Raw genomic sequence first — 23,612 nt, 5'->3', positions numbered from 1 at the left:
TCACCACGCCGAAATTCGCGGCGCAGGCGATCAAGAAGAACAATGAGATCGGCTGGAAGCCGGTTCATTTCCTCAACAACGTCTCGGCGTCGATCGGCGCCGTGATGAAGCCGGCCGGCTTCGACGCCGGCCAAGGCATCATCTCGTCGCAATACCTGAAGGACACGTCCGACCCGCAGTGGAAGAACGATGCCGGCATGAAGGCGTTCGACGAGTTCCTGACCAAGTACTTCCCCGAAGGCAACCGGATCGACGGTTCGGTGATGTTCGGCTACACCGTGGCGCAGGGCATCGTGCACGTGCTGAAGGCGTGCGGCGACAACCTGACCCGCGAAAACGTCATGAAGCAGGCAGCCAGCATCAAGGATCTCGAACTCGGCGGCCTGTTGCCCGGCATCAAGGTCAACACCAGCGCCACCGACTTCGCGCCGATCTCGCAGGTGCAGTTGGTCAGGTTCAAGGGCGAAGCCTGGGAACGGTTCGGCGAGGTCCTGAGCGGCGACGCCACCAACTAAGCTCGTCCACCGGACGCAGCTCACACCACAAACCCCCGCAGCGTGCTGCGGGGGTTTTCTTTTGCGCCAAACGGATGGATAACCGGCGTTGCAAGTTTTCAACTCAACAGCCGTGACACGATGACTGACCGACGCCCTCTCCTGCGCGCGATCTTCGACGCGGCGATCGCCGCGGCCCACCCCGACGTCGTGCTGGCGCGGCACCTACGCCCGGCGCCGAAGGGCCGGGTGATCTGTCTGGCCGCCGGCAAGGGTGCGGCCGCGATGGCCGCGGCGGCGGAGCGGCACTACCTCGACGAACTATCGCTGCCGCCGTCGCGGCTTACCGGCATCGCGACCACCCGCCACGGCCATGGCGTGCCGACGCGACGGATCAGGGTGGTCGAGGCCGGCCATCCGGTGCCCGACGAGGCCGGCCTCCGGGGTGCGGCGGACAGCCTGCTGCTGGCGCAGGATGCCGGTCCCGACGATTTGTTGCTGGTGCTGTTGTCGGGCGGCGGCTCGGCGAATTGGATCGCGCCGGTCGATGGCGTGTCGTTCGCGCAGAAGCAGCAGGTGACCCGCGCGCTGCTGCGCTCGGGCGCGCCGATCGGCGAGATCAACACCGTGCGCAAGCATCTGTCGCGGATCAAGGGCGGCCGGCTGGCGCGCGCGGGCAGGCTGGCCGACATCGTGACGCTGGCGATCTCCGACGTTCCGCATGACGACGCCTCCGCGATCGCATCGGGACCGACCGTGCCGGATCCGACCACGCTTTCGGATGCGCGCGCGCTGGTGGCGAAATACGGGCTCGTGGTCGACGACGCCGTCCGCACGGCGCTCGATGATCCCACCAACGAGAGCTGCAAGCCCGGCGATCCCGCCTTTGCGCGCGCGCATTTCGAACTGATCGCGCGACCCAAGGCCTCGCTCGACGCCGCGATCAAGCTGGCAAGGGACGCCGGCTACGCGATCATCGATCTCGGCGCCGACCTCGAGGGAGAGGCCCGCAGCGTCGCCGCCGACCATGCGCGACTGGCGCTGCAGGCGCGCGCCGAGGGCAAGCGCCTGGCGATCCTCTCCGGCGGCGAACTCACCGTCACCGTCCGCGGCCAGGGCCGCGGCGGCCCCAACCAGGAATATGCGCTGGCGCTGGCCGGCCTGCTCAGGGACACGCCGGATATTTCGGCGCTGGCCGCGGATACCGACGGCGCCGACGGCGGCGCCGGCAGTGCGACCGATCCCGCCGGCGCGATGATCGACCACACCACCTTCGCGAAAATGAAGGCGCTCGGCCTCGACGCCCAGGCCCATCTCGACAACAACGACGCCACGACGTTTTTCGAGAAGACCGGCGATCTCGTGCTGACCGGCCCGACGCTGACCAATGTGAACGATGTCAGGGTGATCCTGGTGGACTGAGTGTGAGGCGGCAGCAGTACCGTGACCCGGACGCGGAGCAGCGCCCTTGCGCTGCTCCGCAGAGCCGGGCCCCGTCAAGGCTGGCGCGCGTGAAGCATGGGCCCCGGGTCGGCAGCGCACCGCTCCGCGCTGTGCAGCGCCCGGGGCACGCACCCCGCGATCAAAACTCTCTTGCGATCGTCGCCAGCATGTCCAGCAGCGCGGCGCGGCTGGCGGGGCCGAGCAATTCGTTGAGACGGGCTTCGTGCTTGGTGGCGACCAGCTTCTTGGCGCGCGCCAGCACCGCCCTGCCCTTGTCGGTCAGCATCAGGATGTGGGAGCGGCGGTCGTTGGTCGAACGGACCCGCGTGCACAAATCGCGGCTCTCGAGGCCGTCGAGCATCGCCACGAAATTCGGCCGGAGGATGCCGAGCGTATTGGCGATCTCGGTCTGGTTGCGGCCGGGATTCCTGTCGAGCAGCAGTAGCACCGAGAACTGTGCCGGCGTCAGCTGCAGCGGCGCCACGCAGCGCAGAAAATCCTCGAACACCCGAAGCTGCGCGCGCTTGAGCGAATAGCCCAGCAGCTCGGACAATTCGCCGAGCTGCAGCGCCGCGTCATCAACCGCGCCCTCGGCCGGTTCCTTGCGGGCGGCGCGGGACGGCTTGGCGGCATCGACGGCGGCAGGCTTGGAAACAGTCATCGCTCGCGGCTCGCAATCCCGGTAGGCTCAAACAAGACCCGGATACAGTGGACGGGCCTTGAAGTTATATTTGATAATTGTTATGCACTATACCGAATATCGGCGGGACTTTTCAACTGCTGTTATTTGACGGTCAGCGGCTGCTCAAGGCCGCGACTGGTCCGACGCGTGATGGGGGAGCGCCCGGTCTTGAACACGACGATCATGCTGTTCCTGGTGCAGGACGGCATTACCAATGGTGCGATCTACGCCCTGCTCGGCCTTGCGCTGGTGCTGGTGTTCGCCGTCACCCGCGTCATCCTGATTCCGCAGGGCGAATTCGTCACTTTCGGCGCGCTGACCTATGCCACGCTGTCGGCCGGCAACATGCCCGGCACCGCCCAGCTCGCGGTGGCGATGGGCGTGGTGGCGTTCGGCCTCGATCTGTTCGGCGGCCGCCGCTCGCTGCACCTGCGCCTGGTCGCGCGGGCCTTCGCGATCAACATCCTGCTGCCGGTGGCGATCTACGCCCTGACCTATTGGTTCGCCGGCAAGAACACCCCGATCGCGGTCAATATCGCGCTGTCGCTGCTGATCGTCGCGGCGATCGGGCTGTTTCTCTACCGCCTCGTATTCCAGCCGCTGGCGCACACCTCGGTGCTGGTGCTGCTGATCGCCTCGGTCGGCGCCCATCTCGCGCTGCAGGGCCTCGGCCTGGTGTTCTTCGGCGCCGAAGGCCAGCGCGGCCCAACCATCTCGGATGCGGCCTTCATGGTGGGCCCGCTGCGCTTCACCGGCCAGAGCATCGCGGTCTACGCCATCACCATCGCCTTCATCGTCGGGCTGTGGCTGTTCTTCGGCCTCACGCTCTATGGCAAGGCGCTGCGCGCCACCGCCGTCAACCGGCTCGGCGCTCGCCTCGTCGGCATCCGCACCACGCTATCGGGACAGATCGCCTTCCTGCTCGCCTCCGTGATCGGAGCGCTGTCGGGCATCCTGATCGTGCCGATCACGACCCTGTATTACGACACCGGCTTCCTGATCGGCCTGAAGGGCTTTATCGCCGCGATCATCGGCGGCCTCGTCAGCTATCCCCTGACCGCGGTCGCGGCGCTGGTGGTCGGCACCGTCGAGGCGTTCTCCTCGTTCTATGCCAGCAATTTCAAGGAAGTCATCGTCTTCACGCTGATCCTTCCGGTCCTCGTGCTGCGGTCGCTCGCAGCGCCCGAGGTCGAGGAAGAGAAGGATTGACGGCGATGACGCAACGGCTGTTACCCATCTCGATCTTCGCGGCCCTGATGGCGGTGATCCCGCTGATCCCGGGCATGCCGCCGTTCTGGATCGTGCTGCTCAACAATATCGGGCTCGCCGCCCTGGTGGCGATGGGCCTGGTGCTCTTGACCGGCGTCGGCGGCCTGACCTCGTTCGGCCAGGCGGCGTTTTGCGGCTTCGGCGCCTACACCACGGCGGTGCTCTCGACCGCCTATGGCATGTCGCCATGGCTGACGCTGCCGCTGTCGCTCCTGGTCAGCGGCGGCGCCGCAGTCCTGCTCGGCCTCGTCACGGTGCGGCTGTCCGGCCACTATCTGCCGCTCGGCACCATCGCCTGGGGCATCGGCCTGTTCTATCTGTTCAGCAAACTCGAATTCCTCGGCCGCAATGACGGCATTACCGGGATTCCGCCGCTGTCGATCGGCACGCTCAAGATGCTCGATGCCGGCACGATCTATTATGCGATCTGGATCGCGGTGCTGATCTGCGCGCTGCTGAGCATGAACCTGCTGGACTCCCGCACCGGCCGCGCGATCCGCGCTCTGCGCCGCGGACACATCGCCGCCGAGGCCTTCGGCGTGCAGACGCCGCGCGCAAAACTGCTGGTGTTCATTTACGCGGCCGTTCTGGCCGGGCTGTCCGGCTGGCTCTATGCGCATTTCCAGCGCGCCGCCAACCCGACCCCGTTCGGCGCCCATGCCGGCATCGAATATCTCTTCATCGCGGTGGTCGGCGGCGCCGGCTATGTCTGGGGCGCGGTGCTGGGCGCCGGCATCGTCGTCATCCTGAAGGAGATCCTGCAGAGCTATCTGCCGCTGCTGTTCCGCGGCGAGGGCCAGCTCGAGACCATCGTGTTCGGCATCCTGCTGGTGCTGCTATTGCAGCTGGCGCCGACCGGCGTCTGGCCCTGGCTGATGAGCCGCCTGCCGTTCAAGCCGGCCCGCAAGCGCCCCGATACCTCCCTCACTTTGCCCGCGCGCGACCGGCCGGCCGCCGCTCCCGGCGCGCTGCTCAAGATCGACAACGCACGAAAGCAGTTCGGCGGCGTGATCGCCGTCAACAATGTATCCTTCGACGTCCAGGCCCGCGAGATTGTCGCCCTGATCGGCCCCAACGGCGCCGGCAAGAGCACGACCTTCAACCTGATCACCGGCGTGCTCACCGCCACCGGCGGCACCATTTCGATGCAGGGCAGAAACATCGATAACGCGCCGCCCCAGGAAGTGGTCAAACTCGGCATCGCCAGAACCTTCCAGCACGTCAAGCTGGTGCCCGACATGAGCGTGCTGGAAAACGTCGCGATCGGCGCGCATCTGCGCGGCCACGCCGGCGCCATCTCCAGCATGCTGCGCCTCGACCGCGCCGATGAGGCGAAATTGCTGGCCGAAGCGGCGCGCCAGATCGAGCGCGTCGGGCTCATCGACCAGATCGATCAGCCGGCGGGCAGCCTGTCGCTCGGCCAGCAGCGCATCGTCGAGATCGCGCGCGCGCTGTGCGTCGACCCGACCCTGCTGCTGCTCGACGAGCCGGCGGCCGGATTGCGGCACATGGAGAAGCAACGGCTCGCCGCACTGCTGCGGCAGCTGCGCGACGGCGGCATGTCGGTGCTGCTGGTCGAGCACGACATGGGTTTTGTCATGGATCTCGCCGACCGCATCGTGGTGCTCGACTTCGGCACCAAGATCGCCGAGGGCACGCCCGACGCGATCAAGCGCAATCCGGATGTGATCAAGGCCTATCTCGGAGCGGTCGCATGAGCGCGCTGCTGAAAGTAACCGATGCCCATGTCGCCTACGGCAAGGTCGAAGCGGTGCGTGCGGTGTCGCTCGAGGTCGCCGACAACGAGATCGTCACCATCATCGGCGCCAATGGCGCCGGCAAGACCACGCTGTTGAACGCCATCATGGGCATCCTGCCGCTGACCGGCGGCGTGGCCTTTGCCGGCAAGGACATCCTGCAGCTTGAAATCGAGGACCGCGTCGCGACGGGCTTGAGCCTGGTGCCCGAGCATCGCGAACTGTTCGGCACCATGAATGTCGAGGACAATCTTCAGCTCGGCGCCTTCCGGATCGCGAAAGCCGTCGCGGCGCGATCGTTCGAACGGGTCTACACGCTGTTTCCGCGGCTGAAGGAACGCCGCAAGCAGCTGGCCGGCACGCTGTCGGGCGGCGAGCAGCAGATGCTGGCGATGGGCCGCGCCTTGATGGGCGCGCCAAAACTGTTGATGCTGGACGAGCCGAGCTTGGGGTTGGCGCCGATCATCGTCGCCGACATTTTCCGCACCATCGGCGAATTGCGCGCCGCCGGCGTCTCGGTGCTGCTGGTCGAACAGAATGCCCAGGCCGCGCTGAAAATTGCCGATCGCGCCTATGTGATGGAGCTCGGCGAGTTCATCCTGAACGGCCCGGCCAGCGAAATCGCCACCAACGCGCGGGTGGCGGCGAGCTATCTTGGCTTCACGCACGAGGGTGAGAGCAAAATCTGAGGGCGTAGCGTGGGCAAACGGCGCTCTTGCGCCGTGCCCACCATTTTTCGTCGATTGCGATCAGCATGATGGTGGGCACGCTTCGCTTTGCCCACCCTACAATTCTGTCACCCCAGCCGGCGCTACGCGCCGACCCTCCCCCTCCAGGGCAGCGTAAGAAAAGAGCCGGCCTCCAACAAGGAGACCGGCCCACTTCGTTATTCAATCAGACGCCCCGTCTACTTCGCCGGAACGTACTTCCCGTCCTTCACGGTCAGGATGATGCGCGAACGATCATCCAGGCCGTAGCGGTCTTTTTCGGTGAAGTTGTAGACGCCCTGGCTCGCCGCCATGTCCTTTTCGCTCAGCAGCGCTTTACGGATGCCCTCGCGGAATTCCGCCGTGCCCGGCTTGCCGGCCTTCAGCGCCACCGGAATGACGCGCTTGAGGATTTCGAAGGCGTCGTAGGAATGTCCGGCGAACTGGCTGCGGCTGTTGGGGCCGTATTTGGCCTCATAGGCGGCATTGAGCGCGAGGCCCGGCTTCTTGGTCAGCGCGCTGTCGGCCTGGGTTTCCGGCGACATCACCGGACCCGACGCCATGATGACGCCTTCGGCGGCCTTTCCGGCGATGCGGATGAAGTCCATGCTGGCGGCGCCGTGGGTCTGATAGATCAGGCCCTTGTAGCCGCGTTCGCGCAGCGTGGTCTGCGGCAGGGCCGCCGCGGTGCCGGATGCGCCGATCAGGATCGCATCGGGATTGGCGGCAACCAGCTTCAGCACCTGGCCCGCGACCGAGGTATCCGGCCGGGCGAAGCGTTCCTCGGTGGCGACCGTCATGCCCATGGGCACGCCCTGCGCCTTGAAGTCGTTGAACCAGAGATCGCCGTAGGAATCGGAGTACCCGATATAGCCGACGGTTTTGACCTTGTTGGCCTTCATGTGCTCGTACAGCACCTTGCCCATGATCGGGATCGGCTGCGGCATCGCCACCGACCACTTGGCGCGCTCCGGCGTGATCGGGAACGGCGCCAGGCCGAAATGCGGAATGCCGGCCTCGTTGGCGACGGTGGAGACCGCGACCGTCGGCGGGGTGGTGGACGACCCCATGATGATGTCGGCCTTGGACTCCGTGACGAAGCGGCGGGCATTGGTGGTGGCGGCGGTCGGGTCGCCGCCGTCATCGAGCGTGATCACCTTGATCGGCACGCCGCCGATTTCCTTCGGCACGAATTCGAGCGCATTGCGCTCGGGAATGCCGAGCGCCGCGGCGGGGCCGGTAGTGGTGACGGTGATGCCGATGACGATTTCGCTGCTTTGCGCGCTGGCCGGCAAGGCCGGCAGTGCCAGCGACGCCGCGATGACCGCGGCCGACAGGTAAAACTTGTTCATTCATTCCTCCCTTTTGACGTTGTTATCCAACCTAGATCAAATCCGGGCTGATTATTCAGCCCCTTCTTTAGGTCATGAGCCCGCTCAAGTCAGCCTCTTCAACTCAGCCTTGCTTGAACCTCGCCATGATTTCTTCCGGCATCGGCGCCGATTTCAGCTTGCCGGGGTCGTCCGGGTGCCGGCCGACCAGCACCCTTGTCTCGAACGCCTCGATCGCCAGCGCCTCGCCCTTGAACACCTTGTGGGTGACCTCGAAGCTCGAACGCTTGAAGCTCTCGATCCGGCTTTCGATCGTGATCCAGTCGCCATGGGTCGAGGCGATGTAGAACTTTGCCCTGGTATCGACCATGGGAATGCCGACCAGGCCGTATTTGTGGATGATGTCCTGCTTCGAGAAGCCGGCCGCCTCGAACATGATCGAGGTCGAATCGTCGAACATCGCGAAGTAGCGCGGGTAGTAAACCATATTGGCGGGGTCGCAGTCGCCCCACTGGATCTGCACTTCGCGGCGGTGGACGAACATGCGCCCGTCCTTTATTTCGGCGCCATGCGGAGCGCGGCATCGAGCCGCACCACCTCGCCGTTGAGGTAGGGGTTGTCGATCATGTGCAGCGCCAGCGATGCGAACTCTTCCGGCTGGCCGAGCCGGTGCGGGAACGGGATCGCGGCGGCGAGCGAGTCCTGCGCCTCCTGCGGCAGGCCGCCCAGCAGCGGCGTCAGGAACAGGCCCGGCGCGATGGTCAATACGCGGATGCCGAACTGCGCCAGCTCACGCGCGATCGGCAGCGTCATCGCGACGATGCCGCCCTTCGAAGCCGAATAGGCCGACTGCCCGATCTGGCCATCATAGGCCGCGACCGACGCGGTGGAGATGACGACGCCGCGCTCGCCGGTCGACAGCGGCTCCAGCTTGGCCATTTCGGCGGCCGCCAGCCGCAGCATGTTGAAGGAACCGATCAGGTTGACCTTGATCACCCTGTCGAAATCGGAAAGCGCCATCGGGCCGTCGCGGCCGACCACCCGTTTGGCCACGCCGATGCCGGCGCAATTGACCAGAATGCGCGCCGGCCCATGGGCCTTCGATGCGGCGACGATGGCGGCTTCCGCTGAAGCAGCATCCGAAACGTCGCAGGCCACCGCGACGCCGCCAATTTCGGCGGCAAGGGTTTCGGCCAACTTGGCGTTGAGGTCGCATACCGCAACCTTCGCGCCCCCTGCAGCCAGCCGGCGCGCGGTGGCAGCGCCCAGTCCCGAGGCACCTCCGGTGACGATGGCGGCCTGATCTTTCAACTGCATGGTCTTCTCCCTGGAAAGATTGTTCTTCGTGTCCGGCTACAGCGTGATGACGTGGTCCGGCGGTGTCGGCGAATAGAGCAGGTCGATCAGGCCGCTGCGGTGATCCAGCACCGCGCGCTGGTTGATCGAGCCCTTGTCGGTGACTTCGCCGCGGTCGATCAACAGCGGCGAATCGAGCAGGACCGCGCGCGTGACCCGGGTCGACGATCCCGTCGCGGTCCCCAGAAACCTTGCCAGCCGCTCGCGAAACGCTTCGCGGATCAGCGGATCGGAAGCGGTGCCGGCAAGGTCGTCCACCGGCAGCGTCGGATTGATCAGGCGGCAGCCGTCGAGGTCGAGGATGACCAGCGCCGAGATCTCGTCGCGGTTGATACCGGCGATCACGACGTCGCGCACCATCGGGGCACATGCCGCAACAAGCCGCGCGCGCAGCGGCCCGACGCTGACCCAGGTGCCGCTGGCGAGCTTGAAATCCTCGGCAATGCGGCCGTCGAAATCGAAACCCTTGTTGAAATCATCGGGGTCGACCGGCTTCAGCGCATCGCCGAACTTGTAGAAGCCTTCCTCGTCGAACGCCGCCGCCGTCAATTCCGGCTGCCGCCAATAGCCCGGCGTGACGTTGGGCCCTTTGGCGCGGACCTCGAGCTTGCCGTTGTTCGGGATCAGTTTGGCGTCGTTGCCGGAGACCGGAAGCCCGACATGGCCGGAACGGCTGGTGGCGGGTTTTACCGACATGAAGAACGGCGCGGTCTCGGTGGCCCCGAGGCCGGTCAGCATCGGCACGCGGTAGCCGGTTTCAGCCACGGCGAGTTCGTCCAGCCTGTTCCAGACGAAGGGCGACAGCGCCGCACCCGAGAAGAACATCGCATGCAGGCGGTGAAAGAATTTGGCGCGCAGCGCCTTGTCATCACGCAGATAGGGCAGCAGCGATTCATAGCCCTTCGGCACGTTGAAATAGACCGTCGGCGAAATCTCGCGAAGATTGCGCACGGTTTCCTCAATGCCGCCGGGCATCGGCTTGCCCTCGTCGAGATACATCGAGCCGCCGTTGAACAGCGTCAGCCCGATATTGTGGTTGCCGCCAAAGGTATGGTTCCATGGCAGCCAGTCGACGATGACGGGCGGCTCGTCCTTCAGGAACGCCAGCGTCTCGCGCAGCATCACCTGGTTGGCGCAGATCATCCGCTGGGTGTTGATGACCGCCTTCGGATTGCCGGTCGAGCCCGAGGTCAGCAGGAACTTTGCGATGGTATCCGGACCGATGGCGTCATGCGCGGCATCGAGGCCGGGAAGCTGCGGGGTCGCCAGCAACTCAGCGAGCATCGTCACCTGGCGGCCGGGAACGGCGCCGCGCGACGCCACAATCTCGGTTCCATCGGGGACATTGGCGGCCAGCGCATCGGCGAATTTGCCGGCGTCATCGGCAAACACCAGGCCGGGCGTCAACAGCTTCATCAGGTAAGCGAGCTTGCCGTAATCCTTCGACACCAGCGAATAGGCCGGCGACACCGGACAGAAGGGGATGCCGGCATAGAGTGCACCGAACGCGACCAGCGCATGATCGACCGAATTGCCCGAGAGAATCACGATCGGCCTCTCGGCGGAGAGGCCGCGCGCCAGCAGCGCCGAGGCGATATGCCGGGCCGCGACCAGCAAGCGCGCATAGGTGATCTGCCGCCAGCCGCCGCCGGCATCGCGCTCCGCCATGAATACGCGATTGGGTTCTGCGTTGGCCCAATGGTGCAGGCGGTCGGTCAGACGGACCGGATAGTCGCCGAGCGGCGTTTTCGGCCGCAGGTAAATGACGCCATCGTCGCGGCGCTCGATCGTTACCGCGGGATCGCCGAACGAGATCGGCCGCAGCGGCGCATCGCCGGCTCCGGTCGCAGTCGACATTTGGGGCTTGACGCTCATGTCAGGCCGGTTTCACCTTTGCGGTCTTGCGGTCGAGGAAGTCACGAATCCGGCGCTTGGCCTCTTTATCGCTTTGCGCCACCGTCGCCATCAGCGATTCCATCAGCAGGCCGGTTTGCGGATTGGCTTCCGCAATCATCGGCAGCGCCTGCAGCACCGCGAAATTCGTCAGCGGCGCATTGGCGGCGACACGCTCGGCCAGTTCCATCGCCTTCGGCAGCGCACCACCCGCTTCGGTCAGATACTGCGTAAAACCATAGGCCGAACCCTCGGTCGCCGAATAGACCCGCCCGGTCAGCATCATGTCGGTCATCCTGGCGACCCCGATCAGCCGCGGCAGCCGCACCGATCCGCCGCCGCCGACGAAAATGCCGCGCTGGCCCTCGGGCAGCGCGAAATAGGCCGAGGGTTCGGCGACCCGGATATGCGCCGCGCAGGCGAGCTCCAGCCCGCCGCCGATCACGGCCCCCTTGAGGGCTGCGATGACAGGGACGCGGCTGTACTGGATGCGATCGAACACCCGGTGCCACATCTGTGAATGCCGCAGACCTTCGGTGGCGTCGTGCTCGGTCAGCTCCGACAGATCGAGGCCCGACGAGAAATGATCGCCGATGCCGTGGATCACCACCGCGCCGACGCCCTCGGGCAGGTCGGAAAAGCAATCCTGGATCGCGAGAATAATGCCATCGTTCAGCGCATTGCGCTTGGCCGGCCGGTTGAGACCCACGGTCATGACCGCGCCCACCGTCTCGATCTTGAGCAGCGCGGACCGCTCGGCGGTCGCGGCAGGTGCGGCGTTTCCCATGGGTGTTTTACGTCCTGTCCAGAATAGTTATGTTTTATAACGAATTTGGAGGGAGTCAACAAGCCAGGTTTTCTTGCTCGCGATCCGAGCTCTTTCTTACCCTCCCCTGGGAGGGGGAGGGTCGGCTCGCATGGAGCGCAGCGAAATGCGAGACGGGGTGGGGTGACGGTCTCTCTACTTGGGCGTTGTTTGCGGGGAAACACTGTCACCCCACCCCGCCGCGCGGTGCGCGCGCGTCGACCCTCCCCCTCCAGGGGAGGGTAAGAGATTCACAGCACCTGATGCACGTCGATCACGACGCGGTCGGCGTGGCGGGCGGCGGAGCCGACGAACAGGTTTTCCATCAGCCAGCGGTATTTTTCGGCCCCGGTCTCGAACCTCGGCACGGTGCGGAAGTAGATCAGCTTGGGATCGACCGGCTCGCCACGCTTCAGCTTCTGCAGCAGGTCGACCGGCCCGAAGCGGATGCCCGTGTTCTCGACATAGACCACCGCGCCGTCGTCGGTCTCGAAGGCGTATTTCGCCTCCAGCTCGATCAGTTCGTTGGGCCGGATGATCTGAAAATCGGCGCCGAACGCGCAGATCTTGCCATTGACGCCTTCGCCGCGCACCTCGCCGCCCAGGATCGGAATGATCCGGCGCACGCCGTGACCGATCTCGCCGGCCGACGTAACCTCGCCGATACGCACCGTGAGCGTGAAGACATATTTGGTCGCAAGCTCCGGGATCATGGAATTACCCCATCATGCGTTGCGGCAACCAGAGCGCCAGGATCGGAAATGCGATCAGGATCACCAGCCGGATCACGTCGGTGAAGACGAACGGCGCCACGCCCCTGAAGATCGTGGCGAACGATGCGTCGGGAATCACGCTCTTGATGACGAAGACATTCATGCCCACCGGCGGCGTGATGAGGCCCAGTTCCACCGTCATCACGATGATGATGCCGAACCAGATCGGGTCGAAGCCGAGATGGACGACCACCGGGAAGACGATCGGAACGGTCAGGATGATCATGGCCATCGCGTCCATCAGGCAGCCCAGCGCCAGATACATCACCATGATGAGGGCGAGGACGCCGTAGGGCCCGAGGCCGAGGCCGGTGAGAAGCTCCGTGACCTTTTGCGGGGTCTGCGTCACCGTGAGAAAATAGCCGAAGATCAGCGCGCCGATCAGAATCGTAAAGACCGCGGCGGCGGTGCGGGTCGCCTGCAGCAGCGAATTGAGGATTTTCTCCTTGTCGAGCCGTCCGGTGAGCACGCCGATCAGGAATGCGCCGGTGGCGCCGACGCCGCCGGCCTCGGTCGGGGTGAAGCGCGGCAAGTAGGGCAGCCCGTAGAGGCCGCCGATAACGAAGACGAACAGCAGCACCGGCGCCCAGATATCCTTCAGGCCGGCGAACCGCTCGCGCCATGAGGTTTGCGGGCCGGTCGGCAGAAAGCCCGGCCGAAGCCACCCGATCAGCGCAATGGTCAGCATGTACATGGCGATCGCGAGCAGGCCGGGAATGATGCCGGCCATGAACAGCTTGCCGATGTCCTGCTCGGTGATGATGCCGTAGACCGCCAGCACCGTCGATGGCGGCAGCATGGCGCCCAAGGTGCCGCCGGCCGCAATCACACCGGTGGCGAAGGACTGCGGATAACCGAAGCGACGCATCTCCGGATAGGCGACGGCGGAAAATGTCGCGGCCGTCGCCACCGACGAACCGCAGATCGCGGCAAAGCCGCCGCAGGCTCCGACCGTCGCGATGCCCAACCCGCCGCGCAAATGGCCGACGAAACCGTTGGCGGCGTGGAACAGTTCGCGGCTCATCCCGGAATTGGTGACGAACGCCCCCATCAGCAGGAACATCGGAATCACGCCGAACGTATAGTCGGTCACCGTGCGCATCGAGGTCTGGCCGACCATTTTGAGCGCCGGGGAAAAGCCGACGAGGTAGCCGAAGCCGGTGACGCCGACGAGGCCCATCGCCATGCCCACCGGCACGCGCAGCAGCATCAGCGCGAACAGCGCTACAAATCCGAGGATGGCGACGGCGTCGGTGCTCATGCCGTCTACTCCACGGGCTTGATCTTGGGATCGTCGTGCATCAGCTCCGGACTGAATATCAGGCGCCAGGTGCGGATCGCGATCAGCAGCACCGCGGCGGCGTCGCCGGCCCACGCCACCGCGAAGAACGGCCAGGTCGGCATGCCCATGTCGAAGGTGAGAACATTATCCTTGTAGGTGCCATGCACCTTGTCGAACAGCGTCCAGGTCTGCACCGTCACCACGAACAGCAGGACCAGCGTGGCAAAGACGTCGATCCAGCGCTGGTATCGCGGCCCGACATTGGCCCAGACCAGATCGACGGTGATGTGTCCGCCGCGATAGCTGGTGGCGGCGATCCCCCAGAAGATCAGAATACCGAGCATCATGCGCCCGATATCGAAGGAGTCCGGAATCGAATAGTTGAAGATGTTGCGCAGCAGTACGGCGATGAAAATGTTGGCGGCGACGATGCCGACAAACGCCGCCGCGATCCATTCGATCGTATCGATGAAACGATCCATCGAAGCGCGCTTCATATCCGCAGTTTCCTATCGCTTGATGTCATGCTGTTGAATCGATCCGCCGCCACAAATTCACTTCACCTCTCCCGCCTGCGGGGGAGGTCGGCGCGCAAGCGCCGGGTGGGGGAAATTCTCTCCACTTGAACAGTAGGAATCGCGGCTACACCCCCACCCCAGCCCTCCCCCGCAAGAGCGGGAGAGGGAGCGCACGGAGTGTTTTACTGCGCCAGGGCGTTGTTCTTGGTCAGCTCGGCGCGAAGCTCTTTCATCGCCGCATCCGGGTCGCCGCCGGCTTTCTTGACGTTGTCCGACCAGGTCTTGACCAGCGGCTCGGAGGCCTTCTTCCACAGCGCGGTCTGCTCCGGGGTCAGCTTGTAGACCTCATGGCCGGGCAGCGCCTTGATCTTCTCGACACCGGAGTTTTCATAGGTGCCCCACGGTCCACCGACGCGGCCGGCGGCCTCGGTGTTGCAGTTGTTGTCGATCGCCTTCTTCTGCATCGCCGACATCTGGTTGTATTTGTCCTTGTTCATCACGAAGGCAAAGGTGGTGACGTAGAGCGGCGCCTCGATGTGATATTTCGTCACCTTGTCGATGCCGAACAGCAGCACCGATCCCCACGGGAAGGTGACGGCGTCGGCGACGCCGCGCTCGATGATGTCGCGGACTTCCGGCGCCGAGGACTGCACGTTGGTGCCGCCGAGCGAGGTCACGTAATTCGCCATGGTGGCGTGGGCGGGGCGGATCTTCATGCCCTTGATGTCGTCCGGCACCACGATTTTCTTGGTGCGCGAATGGAACGTGGAGGGTGAGTGAATGAAGCCGAGACAGAACTTGACGTCCTTCATCTCCTTCTCGGCATATTTCCGGTACCAGGCGTCGAGCGCCATCGAGCCGCCCTTGGCGTCCGACATCAGGAACGGCAGTTCGCCGGCGCCGATGATCGGGAAGCGGCCGGGCTGATAGCCGGGGTTGATGTAGGTGACGTCGGCGATGCCGTCGCGCGCCATGTCGTAATGGTCGAAGGCCTTGCCGAGCTGCTGCGCCGGATAGACCTTGTATTTGATGGTGCCGCCGGATTCCTTTTCGACCGCGGCACCCCAGTCTTCCAGCGCCTTCTGCAGCGGATGCGACGCCGGCACCCAGTGCGACAGCTTCAGTTCGAAGGTCTTTTCCTGCGCGAACGCGGGCGTCACGCTGGCAGCCAACAGCAACGCCAAAAACGCTTTTCTCATGGACGTTCTCTCCCTTTGATCATGAAGTCGGGTTTGGAGGACCCGGTCTTGTTATTTAACATGTTATATAATGTGCCCGGTTTTTCAAGCCGGACATAGGAAACCTGTTTCGCCCATTGAACATCAATCCTGCGGGCTCTTGCACTGCGGCACAGCGGCATATCAGATTTCGCACCGACGGCACTTTGCCAAAATTGTTATATGATATAACCATCATTGCAAGCCCGCCGCGGTCGTCGGCAGGTCAACTTACATTGGACCAGGGGAGCAGGGTTTGCGGACAAGGGTCGTCATCATTGGCGCGGGACCGGCGGGTTTGCTGCTTGGGCAATTGCTTCACGCCTACGGCATCGACAACGTCATCCTGGAGCGGCAGACGCCGGAGTATGTGCTCGGCCGCATCCGTGCCGGCCTGCTCGAGGAAGGAACCGTGGTCCTGCTCGATGAAGCCGGCGCCGGCGCGCGCGCGCATCGCGAGGGCCTGGTCCATGACGGTCTCGAGCTCGCCTTCGGCGGCGAGCGCCACCGCATCGACCTGAAGGCCGCCACCGGCAAGACCATGATGATCTACGGCCAGACCGAAGTGACGCTGGATTTGATGAATGCGCGCAAGGCGGCCGGCCTCACCACGGTCTATCAGGCCGCGGACGTCAAGCCTGATGACTTCGACACCGACCATCCGCGGGTGAGCTACGTCAAGGACGGCGTTACCCACGAGATCGCCTGCGATTTCATCGCCGGCTGCGACGGATTTCACGGCGTCAGCCGCGCCAGCGTCAAACCGTCTGCGATCCAGACCTTTGAGCGGGTCTATCCGTTCGGCTGGCTCGGCATCCTGTCGGAGACGCCGCCGGTCAGCCACGAATTGATCTACACCAACCACGCCAGGGGCTTTTCGCTTTGCACCATGCGCTCGATGCGGCGCAGCCGCTATTACGTGCAATGCTCGCTCGACGACCATGTCGACCAATGGCCGGACGACAGGTTCTGGGATGAATTGAAGCAGCGGCTGGACCCGGAGGCATCCGACAAATTGATCACCGGGCCCTCGATCGAAAAGAGCATCGCGCCGTTGCGCAGCTTCGTCGCCGAGCCGATGCGGTTCGGGCGGATGTTCCTGGCCGGCGACGCCGCCCATATCGTGCCGCCGACCGGCGCCAAGGGGCTCAACCTCGCCGCCAGCGACGTCCGATTTCTGTCGCACGCGTTGCGCGAGTTCTACGACGAGAAATCCTCCGCCGGGATCGACGCCTATTCCGCAAAGGCGCTGTCGCGGGTCTGGAAGGCGGTGCGGTTTTCGTGGTGGATGACCGCGATGATGCACAAATTTCCCGACCAGGGCGAATTCAGTGCACGGATTCAGGTGGCGGAGCTGGATTATCTGGTGAGCTCGAAAGCGGCGACGGCGTCGATGGCGGAGAATTATGTGGGGCTGCCGTATTAGTTTTAGTTGGTTGTCGACTGGGCGCCGCTCCCTCATGGTGAGGAGCGCGTCGGCAGCGCGCTCGCGCTGTCCGTCGCGCGTCTCGAACCATCGGGCACACTGACTGCTGCCATCCTTCGAGACGCCGCCCGAAGAGCGCGCGGCTCCTCAGGATGAGGGCGATGCTTGTTGAAGCATCGCAGTCCTCTGGGCATCACTCCCCGTTTCAAACACCCGCCCAAATTCCGTTTAAAACTTTGTAGGCGGTGCATTTCGCGGCGAAAGCTCGTTCAATGGCGGGATGGAGCACCGCATGACCAATACCGATATTCCCGACGGTTTCGAGCGCCAGTCCCGGCCCAGTCCGCTCACCGATCCGTGGGAGCCGATCTATTCGAAAGAGACCCCTGACGCGATCATTCTTGGCCTTCGGCTGGCCACCCCCCATACCAACGCGCGCGGGTTCGCCCATGGCGGGTTGATCGCCGCACTGACCGACAAGGCGATGGGACACAGCTGCGGCCACAAGATGCGCGGCGCCTATTCGCTGGTGACCGTCAGCATGTCGATCGACTTCGTCAGCAGCGCCCAGATCGGGCAATGGCTCGCGGTCGAGACCGACGTCATCAAGACCGGCAGCACGCTTTGCTTTGCACAGTGTTTCGTTAAAGCAGATGACGCCGTGATCGCGCGCGCCAATGCCACGTTCCGCGTGGTGCCGAAGAAGGCCTGAAGGATCTCGTGTCCCGGACGCGGTGCGGCGTCCTTCACGCCGCTCCGCAGAGCCGGGACCCAGCGAACCGGGACCTTGCGAACATGGGCCCCGGCTCAGCAGCGCAGCGCTTAGGCGCTGCACTGCGTCCGGGGCACGATGGCTCTATCTGCCGAATTGCCAGTTGCTGAGTTCAACCACGAGATCGATGAAACTGCGCACCTTGGCCGACAGCAGCCGCGAGGTCGGATAGACGATGTGGATCGGCAGTGGCGGTTGCTCGAATTTCGCCAGCACGATTTTCAGCCGGCCGGCCTTGAGCGCGGCGTCAGCCTGATAGGCCATCACCCGGGTCAGCCCGCCGTCCTGCTCGGCATGCTGGATCGCGGCGTCGGCGCTATTGGTGGTGAACCGCGGGGTACAGGCAATGCGGATATCCTGGCCGTCTTCGATGAAGCGCCAGTCCGGCGAGGCGCTCATGCCGCCGAACTGAATGGTCGTGTGCGACGCGAGGGCGCCCGGCATCTTCGGCTCGCCGCGCGCCTTGAGATAGGCTGGCGAGGCGACCACGATCTGCCGCATCTCGCCGACGTGGCGCGCGACCAGGCTGGAATCGGCGAGGTGACCGATCCTGATGGCGAGATCGACGCCGTCTTCCACCAGGTTGATCATTTGATCCGACAGCCGCAATTCGCCGGAGACCTCGGGATAGCGTTTCAGATAGGCCGACATCACCGGACTGACGTGCAGGCGGCCGAAGCCGACCGGCGCCGAGACCACCAGCCGCCCACCCGGTCGCGTACGTTCGCCCTCGACCGAGCCTTCTGCCTCCTCGACATCGCCGAGAATGCGTCTGATCCGCTCAAGATACCGCGCGCCGACATCGGTCAGCGCGACCTTGCGCGTGGTCCGCTGCAGCAGCCGCGCGCCGAGCCGAGCCTCCAGCGCCGCGACCAGCCGCGTCACGCCGGACGGTGACAGCCCGAGTTTGCGGGCCGCCGGCGCGAAACCCCGGAGGTCTGCGACAGCGACAAAAGCCTGCATGGCGTCGATGCGATCCATAGACTATTGCATATATTGCAATTATGAAGTGTCAATTCATATAATTGTTTCAAAAAGGAAGAGGAGGCATGTTGCGGCCATGGCGAGCAGGCGCTCGCTCCCGGCAACTCAAAGGATCATCGTCCATGTCTCGCCTCCTCACCCCCGCCTCGATCGAAGCATCACCCGCCGCCTCGCAGCCCCTGCTGCAGGCCGTCAAGAAGCAGCTCGGCGTGGTGCCTAACCTGTTCCGTCTGGTCGGCAACAGCCCAGCCGCGCTCGAAGGCTATCTCGGGCTGAACGGCGCCCTCGCCAAGGGCGCGCTCGAAGCCCCGACCCGCGAGCGCATCGCGCTCGCCGTCGCCGAGATCAACGGCTGCGACTACTGCCTTTCGGCGCATTCCTATCTCGGCAAGAACCTCGCCAAGCTCTCCGACGCCGAAATCGAGCTCAATCGCAACGGCGGATCGACCGATCAAAAGGCCCACGCAGCGGTTCGCTTTGCCGTCAAGCTCGTCAACGCCCGCGGTCACGTTTCGGATGCGGACATCGGGGCCGTGAAGGGCGCCGGATACACCGACGCGCAGGTGATCGAAATCGTACTGCACGTCGCGCTGAACACGCTGACCAACTACGTCAACGAAGTTGCGAAGACCGAAATCGACTTCCCGGTCGTCACCGCCAAGGCGGCATGAGGCCACGAAAGCGGCGCATCCGCTTATGTGGATGCGCCGCATACCCCGCAGCAGCCAAAATTCGAAAGGGGTCCCGATGTCCGACACCCACAATTATTCCAGCGACGTGGCATTCACGCCGGCGGTGAAGACCGTTCAGGCCCGCAAGGGATCGCGCGACGCCTATGCCCGCGTCGAACAGCGCGGCGGCTGGCGCACCGAAGTTGACGAGGACATCGCCGGGTTTCTGGCGAACGCCAGCAGCCTGTATTTCGCCACCAGTACCGCGGACGGCCAGCCCTACATCCAGCATCGCGGCGGCCCGAAAGGATTCGTCAAAATCCTGGACAAGAGCACGCTGGCGTTTGCCGATTACAGCGGCAACCGGCAATACATCACGCAAGGCAATCTGTCGGAAAATCCAAAAGCCTACATCTTCGTTATGGATTACGCGCATCGTCGCCGCGTCAAGATCTGGGGCGAGGCGCGCGTGGTGGATGACGATCCGGCACTGTTGGCATCGCTGATGCCCAAGGGTTATAAGGCGCGGCCCGAGCAGGTGATCATGTTCAAGATCGCGGCATGGGACACCAACTGCCCGCAGCACATCCCGCAAAAATTCGACGCCGCCGACGTCGCGGCGGCGCTGGCCTCGCGCGATAGCCGGATCGCGGAGCTGGAAGCCGAGCTGGCGGCGCTGAAGCGCGAGCGGCTCGCTTGAATCTATCGTCGTCCCTGCGAACGCAGTGCGAACGCAGGGACCCATTGCCACCGGCGGTGGGGTTACAGGATGTCGTCGAACACCTGTTTCAGATCGATAGATCACGCGGTATGGGTCCCTGCGTTCGCAGGGACGACGAAGCAAATCACGCCGCCTCGCGCTGCGACTCCCAGACGAAGTCTGGATAGTATTGCAGCATCATTCGGTCGACATAGGCTGTCAGATTGCCGAAATGCTCGGTCCGCTCGCGCAGGGGCGAGTTGAAGTAGGGTGTCAAGATTCCGGCCAGCGCGCCGAAGGCGGTGGCATCCGTGCCGCAGGGCGCCTCCCCCATCAGATAGGGCTTGTCGCCGAGCTGGACCGACAGCGCAAACAGCGAGCGCATCGCAAGGTCAACGTCTTCGTCCGGCGCGTGGCGGCCGAGGCCGCTCAGCAAATAATTCTCGGCGACGCGGAATTGCGCGTCTTCGCGGATCTTTTCGCGCTGGTGCTCCGGCACGGCATCGAAGAAATGCGCAGGCCCCTTGGCAAAATTCTCCGTATCGACCCAGCGCGCGCCGACCAGCGCCCAATAGACATGGTGCTCGATCATCCGTTCGAACGCCCAGGCCTGCGCACGCGCCTGCAAACTCAGCGGCGCATCGAAATCAAAACCGTATTTGCCTTCAATATGCGCGCGAATGAAGGTGGAATCGGCGATGGTCTCGGCCTCGTCGTCGATATAGGGCAGCTGGCCCTTGGGAGAAGCCGGCGGCATGGCTTTTCGCTTGCGATAGTCGAGCCCGGCCATCTTCAGCTGGACCTCGGTCTTGGTCACGAACGGGCTGATTTCCGGCAGGCCGAAGCCGGCGCCAAAGCCATAGAGGGTAATCATGTCGAGGCTCCCGATTTCCTGAGCAGTCGCTTCAGGCTATCGACCCCCTGCTGCCACCGTGGTGTCAGCAGCGGCAACATCGTGGTGCAGAGATCAAGGCCGTACAGAATCATCATGGACAAAATCCTCTTTGTTGCGGTGTTGTCCCGGTATACTGACCCTCTGCTGCCAACCTGCTGTCAGCATCGGCAAGGCCGCACCACAAAAAGAGATTCGCCATGAGACGCGCGGACCGGCTGTTTCAGATCATCCAGGTGCTCCGGCGCAACCGGAAGCCGTTGACGGCGGATGCCATCGCAGCCGAGCTGGAAACTTCGAAGCGGACGATCTACCGCGACATCGCCACGCTGATCGAACAGCGGGTGCCGATCCGCGGCGAAGCCGGCATGGGTTACATCCTGGAGAAGGGCTTCGACATGCCGCCCTTGATGCTGACGCCCGACGAAATCGAGGCGGCCGTGCTCGGCGCGTCATGGGTGGTCGGCCATGCCGATCCCGTGCTGGCCAGAGCCGCCGCCGACCTGATGGCCAAGATCGCCGACACCGTCCCGGAACGGCTGCGGCCCTTCGTGCTCGAGCCCGCCAGCCGCGTCCGCCCGGGCTGGAACAGGCAACCCGACCGAATCGACATGTCGCGGGCGCGCGCGCATATCCACGAAGGCAAGAAGATCGCGCTGTGCTATCGCGACGAACACGGGCGCGACAGCGAACGCATCATCTGGCCGATCGCGATCGGCTATCACGAAGCCGTGCGATTGCTGGCGGCGTGGTGCGAACTGCGCAAGGATTTTCGCAGCTTTCGAACCGACCGTGTCGTCGACGCGGTCTACCTCGACGAGAAATATCCGGAACGGCGCGACGCCTTGCGGGCGAAATGGCGGCAGAGCCTGGTCTGGGAACCGCCGAGCGACGCCTGATCCGGATCGCAGATGGCTGGCCGCCCTCTCCATTCCGCGCTAGACGAAGCCATGGAGAACAGAGACCCAGCCACGGATGCCGAGAGCCCCTGCCAGGCCTGCGGCGCATGCTGTTCGTATTCGTCGAACTGGCCCCGCTTCACCATCGAGGACGACGCGGCGCTCGATCTCATTCCGGAAAAATTCGTCAACGACCGGTTGTCGGGAATGCGCTGCGACGGCGACCGCTGTTCCGCGCTATCAGGCAAGGTCGGGGTTGCGACCGCATGCGGGATCTACGCAATGCGGCCTGAAGTCTGCCGAACCTGCATGCCCGGCGATGCCGAATGCGACATGGCGCGAAAGAGGCACGGGCTGGCGGTGCTTATCGTCGTCCCCGCGAACGCGGGGACCCATACCGCGTGATCTATCGATAGACCCCTGGCGGTAGATATCTCGCCAAACAATCGACGACCGGGATTATGGGTCCCTGCGTTCGCAGGGACGACAGCGAGGATTACTCGCGATCAGATCAAGCGGTCACGGCTTGTGCGAAATCTTCTTCATCGAGTTCGTCCTCGACCGGCGAGAAGGTGCTCAGCGGTTTGGTCGAAAGCGTGATCGGCTTGCGGCTGCCGTAGGAGGATGACGGCGCGGCGCGGCTGCTCCGGGCTTCACGGGACAGCGCATAGAGGGTGGAACCGACGCGACCGCCGAGCTGGATCAGTTCGCGTTCGCTGCAGCTCGAGGCGATCGAAAGCGCCAGCGAGTGCAGATGGCTTCGGCGGTAGCAGAACAGCGCCAGCATCGCCCGGACATCGGAGGAAACGCTCTCCACCAGAACCGGCAGGCCGTTCTCGTTGGCGCGGTACATCTCACCAAGCAATTCATCCCGGACCGGGCAAAAATCGTTTTCGTAGGCGTCGCGGCTTGAAAACATGGCAGTTCTCCCTGACCGCAAGGATGCAGCGCAATCTTCTAACGAAAGGTTAACCAAGGGCCCCTGTAGTCACCCGGGTATCTTGACCCTGCCGAATCGGTCGTGCGCCCGCTGCGATTCGCGCCGCGCCGGTCCCGATGCCGGCGGGATCAGCCGTTCGCCGACATGAAAATCGCCAGGCCGAAGCCGGTGAGATGATGCAGGGCCTGGTCGACGCCGATCAGCGTCCAGAACCATGGATGTTCGTAGGTCATGCCGAATGTGGATGAGCAGAGTCCCTTGGCGCGGTCGACCATGATGTGAATGAGAAAATCGATGATAGCGACGAACCAGAACTTCGGCGCAATGATCAAAATCAGGGTCATGGCCACGGCGAGATGCACGAGGCAGTGCGCCAGCAGCGGCAGCGCCCAACCGGTCTTCTGGTCCTTGCCGATCGCCATCCAGGAATTCTGCAGGACGAAATCCGCGATGATGTGCTTCACGGTGAGGAGCAGCATCCATCCGACCAGCGCACCTACCGGGACTGACGACGACATTGTGGGAAACAACAAAGCTGACGCCCTTCGCTGGGACTGATTGGCACGGACCGGAGGCGTTCAGCGCAACTCTTCTCAAACCCGGACAATTCGACCGGTATTTGTCATTTATGACATCTCCTGTGTCGGATTGCACCTGTGGGTGGTTCGAAAAACCCAAGGTGTGGCCCAACGGCGATAGCCCGGCTGATCGCGACCGCGGGTAAGGTTACTCGAGCGGCCGATTTGCAATCGGCCGGGAGCGGGATATCATCCGACAACTGAAAAATTGTCGTTCTTTTTT

The 23,612-nt window shown here is 64.1% G+C and carries 25 protein-coding genes; 11 read left to right on the top strand and 14 right to left on the bottom strand.

The annotated features are described in order from the left end of the window. On the top strand, positions 1–515 hold a 515-nt coding region (locus Q7T45_RS13200), incomplete at its 5' end, for an ABC transporter substrate-binding protein (protein WP_304871354.1). 120 nt (positions 516–635) lie between these two features. Further along, positions 636–1,916 carry a glycerate kinase gene (locus Q7T45_RS13195; RefSeq protein ID WP_304871353.1) on the top strand — a complete coding sequence of 427 codons (1,281 nt, stop codon included), beginning with the start codon at positions 636–638 and terminating at the stop codon, positions 1,914–1,916. A gap of 160 nt (positions 1,917–2,076) precedes the next feature. Here Q7T45_RS13195 and Q7T45_RS13190 read toward each other — a convergent pair whose 3' ends face one another. Continuing rightward, positions 2,077–2,598 carry a MarR family winged helix-turn-helix transcriptional regulator gene (locus Q7T45_RS13190; RefSeq protein WP_304871352.1) on the bottom strand — a complete coding sequence of 174 codons (522 nt, stop codon included), beginning with the start codon at positions 2,596–2,598 and terminating at the stop codon, positions 2,077–2,079. Positions 2,599–2,787: 189 nt separating this feature from the next. Here Q7T45_RS13190 and Q7T45_RS13185 point away from each other — a divergent pair, with 189 nt between their 5' ends. From Q7T45_RS13185 to Q7T45_RS13175, 3 genes are read left to right on the top strand one after another with little or no spacing between them, the layout of a single operon-like run. Then, positions 2,788–3,828, top strand: coding sequence for a branched-chain amino acid ABC transporter permease (locus tag Q7T45_RS13185; protein WP_304739005.1), 1,041 nt, complete (start codon positions 2,788–2,790; stop codon positions 3,826–3,828). Positions 3,829–3,833: 5 nt separating this feature from the next. Beyond that, positions 3,834–5,606, top strand: coding sequence for an ATP-binding cassette domain-containing protein (locus Q7T45_RS13180; RefSeq protein WP_304871350.1), 1,773 nt, complete (start codon positions 3,834–3,836; stop codon positions 5,604–5,606). Then, positions 5,603–6,334 (top strand): ABC transporter ATP-binding protein, encoded by a 732-nt coding sequence (locus tag Q7T45_RS13175; protein ID WP_304871349.1) that lies wholly within the window; start codon positions 5,603–5,605, stop codon positions 6,332–6,334. Before Q7T45_RS13180 ends, Q7T45_RS13175 begins: the two co-directional genes overlap by 4 nt. 218 nt (positions 6,335–6,552) lie before the next feature. Here Q7T45_RS13175 and Q7T45_RS13170 read toward each other — a convergent pair whose 3' ends face one another. The 9 genes from Q7T45_RS13170 to Q7T45_RS13130 form a co-directional block, all read right to left on the bottom strand. Beyond that, on the bottom strand, positions 6,553–7,704 hold the full coding sequence (locus Q7T45_RS13170; RefSeq protein WP_304871348.1) for an ABC transporter substrate-binding protein: 1,152 nt from the start codon (positions 7,702–7,704) through the stop codon (positions 6,553–6,555). 103 nt (positions 7,705–7,807) lie between these two features. Next, positions 7,808–8,227, bottom strand: a complete 420-nt coding sequence (locus Q7T45_RS13165; RefSeq protein WP_304871346.1) for a thioesterase family protein — start codon at positions 8,225–8,227, stop codon at positions 7,808–7,810. A gap of 11 nt (positions 8,228–8,238) precedes the next feature. Further along, positions 8,239–9,000, bottom strand: coding sequence for an SDR family NAD(P)-dependent oxidoreductase (locus tag Q7T45_RS13160; protein WP_304871345.1), 762 nt, complete (start codon positions 8,998–9,000; stop codon positions 8,239–8,241). Between the two features lie 36 nt (positions 9,001–9,036). Next, positions 9,037–10,914 carry a feruloyl-CoA synthase gene (locus tag Q7T45_RS13155; protein WP_304871344.1) on the bottom strand — a complete coding sequence of 626 codons (1,878 nt, stop codon included), beginning with the start codon at positions 10,912–10,914 and terminating at the stop codon, positions 9,037–9,039. Position 10,915: 1 nt separating this feature from the next. Further along, positions 10,916–11,719, bottom strand: a complete 804-nt coding sequence (locus Q7T45_RS13150; RefSeq protein ID WP_304871343.1) for a crotonase/enoyl-CoA hydratase family protein — start codon at positions 11,717–11,719, stop codon at positions 10,916–10,918. Between the two features lie 269 nt (positions 11,720–11,988). After that, positions 11,989–12,450, bottom strand: a complete 462-nt coding sequence (locus Q7T45_RS13145; RefSeq protein WP_304871342.1) for a DUF3237 domain-containing protein — start codon at positions 12,448–12,450, stop codon at positions 11,989–11,991. 4 nt (positions 12,451–12,454) lie between these two features. Next, entirely contained in the window at positions 12,455–13,771 is a 1,317-nt protein-coding gene (locus Q7T45_RS13140; RefSeq protein WP_304871341.1) for a TRAP transporter large permease, read from the bottom strand. Between the two features lie 5 nt (positions 13,772–13,776). Beyond that, positions 13,777–14,289, bottom strand: a complete 513-nt coding sequence (locus tag Q7T45_RS13135; RefSeq protein WP_304871340.1) for a TRAP transporter small permease — start codon at positions 14,287–14,289, stop codon at positions 13,777–13,779. A gap of 203 nt (positions 14,290–14,492) precedes the next feature. After that, entirely contained in the window at positions 14,493–15,509 is a 1,017-nt protein-coding gene (locus tag Q7T45_RS13130; RefSeq protein WP_304871339.1) for a TRAP transporter substrate-binding protein, read from the bottom strand. Between the two features lie 274 nt (positions 15,510–15,783). Here Q7T45_RS13130 and pobA point away from each other — a divergent pair, with 274 nt between their 5' ends. Together pobA and Q7T45_RS13120 are read left to right on the top strand one after the other, a co-directional pair. Further along, positions 15,784–16,953 carry a 4-hydroxybenzoate 3-monooxygenase gene (gene pobA, locus Q7T45_RS13125; RefSeq protein ID WP_304871338.1) on the top strand — a complete coding sequence of 390 codons (1,170 nt, stop codon included), beginning with the start codon at positions 15,784–15,786 and terminating at the stop codon, positions 16,951–16,953. Between the two features lie 292 nt (positions 16,954–17,245). After that, complete coding sequence (locus Q7T45_RS13120) at positions 17,246–17,665, top strand: PaaI family thioesterase (RefSeq protein WP_304871337.1); 420 nt, start codon at positions 17,246–17,248, stop codon at positions 17,663–17,665. A gap of 144 nt (positions 17,666–17,809) precedes the next feature. Here the strand turns inward: Q7T45_RS13120 and Q7T45_RS13115 are convergent, their stop codons facing one another. Beyond that, positions 17,810–18,706 (bottom strand): LysR family transcriptional regulator, encoded by an 897-nt coding sequence (locus tag Q7T45_RS13115; protein WP_304871336.1) that lies wholly within the window; start codon positions 18,704–18,706, stop codon positions 17,810–17,812. Between the two features lie 125 nt (positions 18,707–18,831). On the opposite strand from Q7T45_RS13115, the gene Q7T45_RS13110 reads away from it, so the two are divergent. Then, positions 18,832–19,380, top strand: a complete 549-nt coding sequence (locus Q7T45_RS13110) for a carboxymuconolactone decarboxylase family protein (RefSeq protein WP_304871335.1) — start codon at positions 18,832–18,834, stop codon at positions 19,378–19,380. Positions 19,381–19,456: 76 nt separating this feature from the next. After that, positions 19,457–20,080 (top strand): pyridoxamine 5'-phosphate oxidase family protein, encoded by a 624-nt coding sequence (locus Q7T45_RS13105; RefSeq protein WP_304871334.1) that lies wholly within the window; start codon positions 19,457–19,459, stop codon positions 20,078–20,080. Positions 20,081–20,225: 145 nt separating this feature from the next. On the opposite strand, the gene Q7T45_RS13100 is transcribed toward Q7T45_RS13105, so the two are convergent. Continuing rightward, positions 20,226–20,954, bottom strand: coding sequence for a glutathione S-transferase family protein (locus Q7T45_RS13100; RefSeq protein WP_304871333.1), 729 nt, complete (start codon positions 20,952–20,954; stop codon positions 20,226–20,228). Positions 20,955–21,172: 218 nt separating this feature from the next. Between Q7T45_RS13100 and Q7T45_RS13095 the strand changes: the two genes are divergently transcribed. Both Q7T45_RS13095 and Q7T45_RS13090 read left to right on the top strand, forming a co-directional pair. Further along, entirely contained in the window at positions 21,173–21,871 is a 699-nt protein-coding gene (locus Q7T45_RS13095; RefSeq protein WP_304871332.1) for a YafY family protein, read from the top strand. Between the two features lie 51 nt (positions 21,872–21,922). Beyond that, positions 21,923–22,276 carry a YkgJ family cysteine cluster protein gene (locus Q7T45_RS13090; RefSeq protein WP_304871331.1) on the top strand — a complete coding sequence of 118 codons (354 nt, stop codon included), beginning with the start codon at positions 21,923–21,925 and terminating at the stop codon, positions 22,274–22,276. Between the two features lie 106 nt (positions 22,277–22,382). Here the strand turns inward: Q7T45_RS13090 and Q7T45_RS13085 are convergent, their stop codons facing one another. Next, positions 22,383–22,790 (bottom strand): hypothetical protein, encoded by a 408-nt coding sequence (locus tag Q7T45_RS13085; protein ID WP_304871330.1) that lies wholly within the window; start codon positions 22,788–22,790, stop codon positions 22,383–22,385. Between the two features lie 149 nt (positions 22,791–22,939). Further along, positions 22,940–23,290, bottom strand: a complete 351-nt coding sequence (locus Q7T45_RS13080) for a DUF3307 domain-containing protein (protein WP_304871356.1) — start codon at positions 23,288–23,290, stop codon at positions 22,940–22,942. Positions 23,291–23,612: the final 322 nt, after the last annotated feature.

This window comes from Bradyrhizobium sp., from assembly GCF_030646015.1.
Taxonomy (GTDB): Bacteria; Pseudomonadota; Alphaproteobacteria; order Rhizobiales; family Xanthobacteraceae; genus Bradyrhizobium.
Note: the sequence above shows the minus strand (reverse complement) of the source record. Positions and strands in the feature narration are given on the sequence as shown.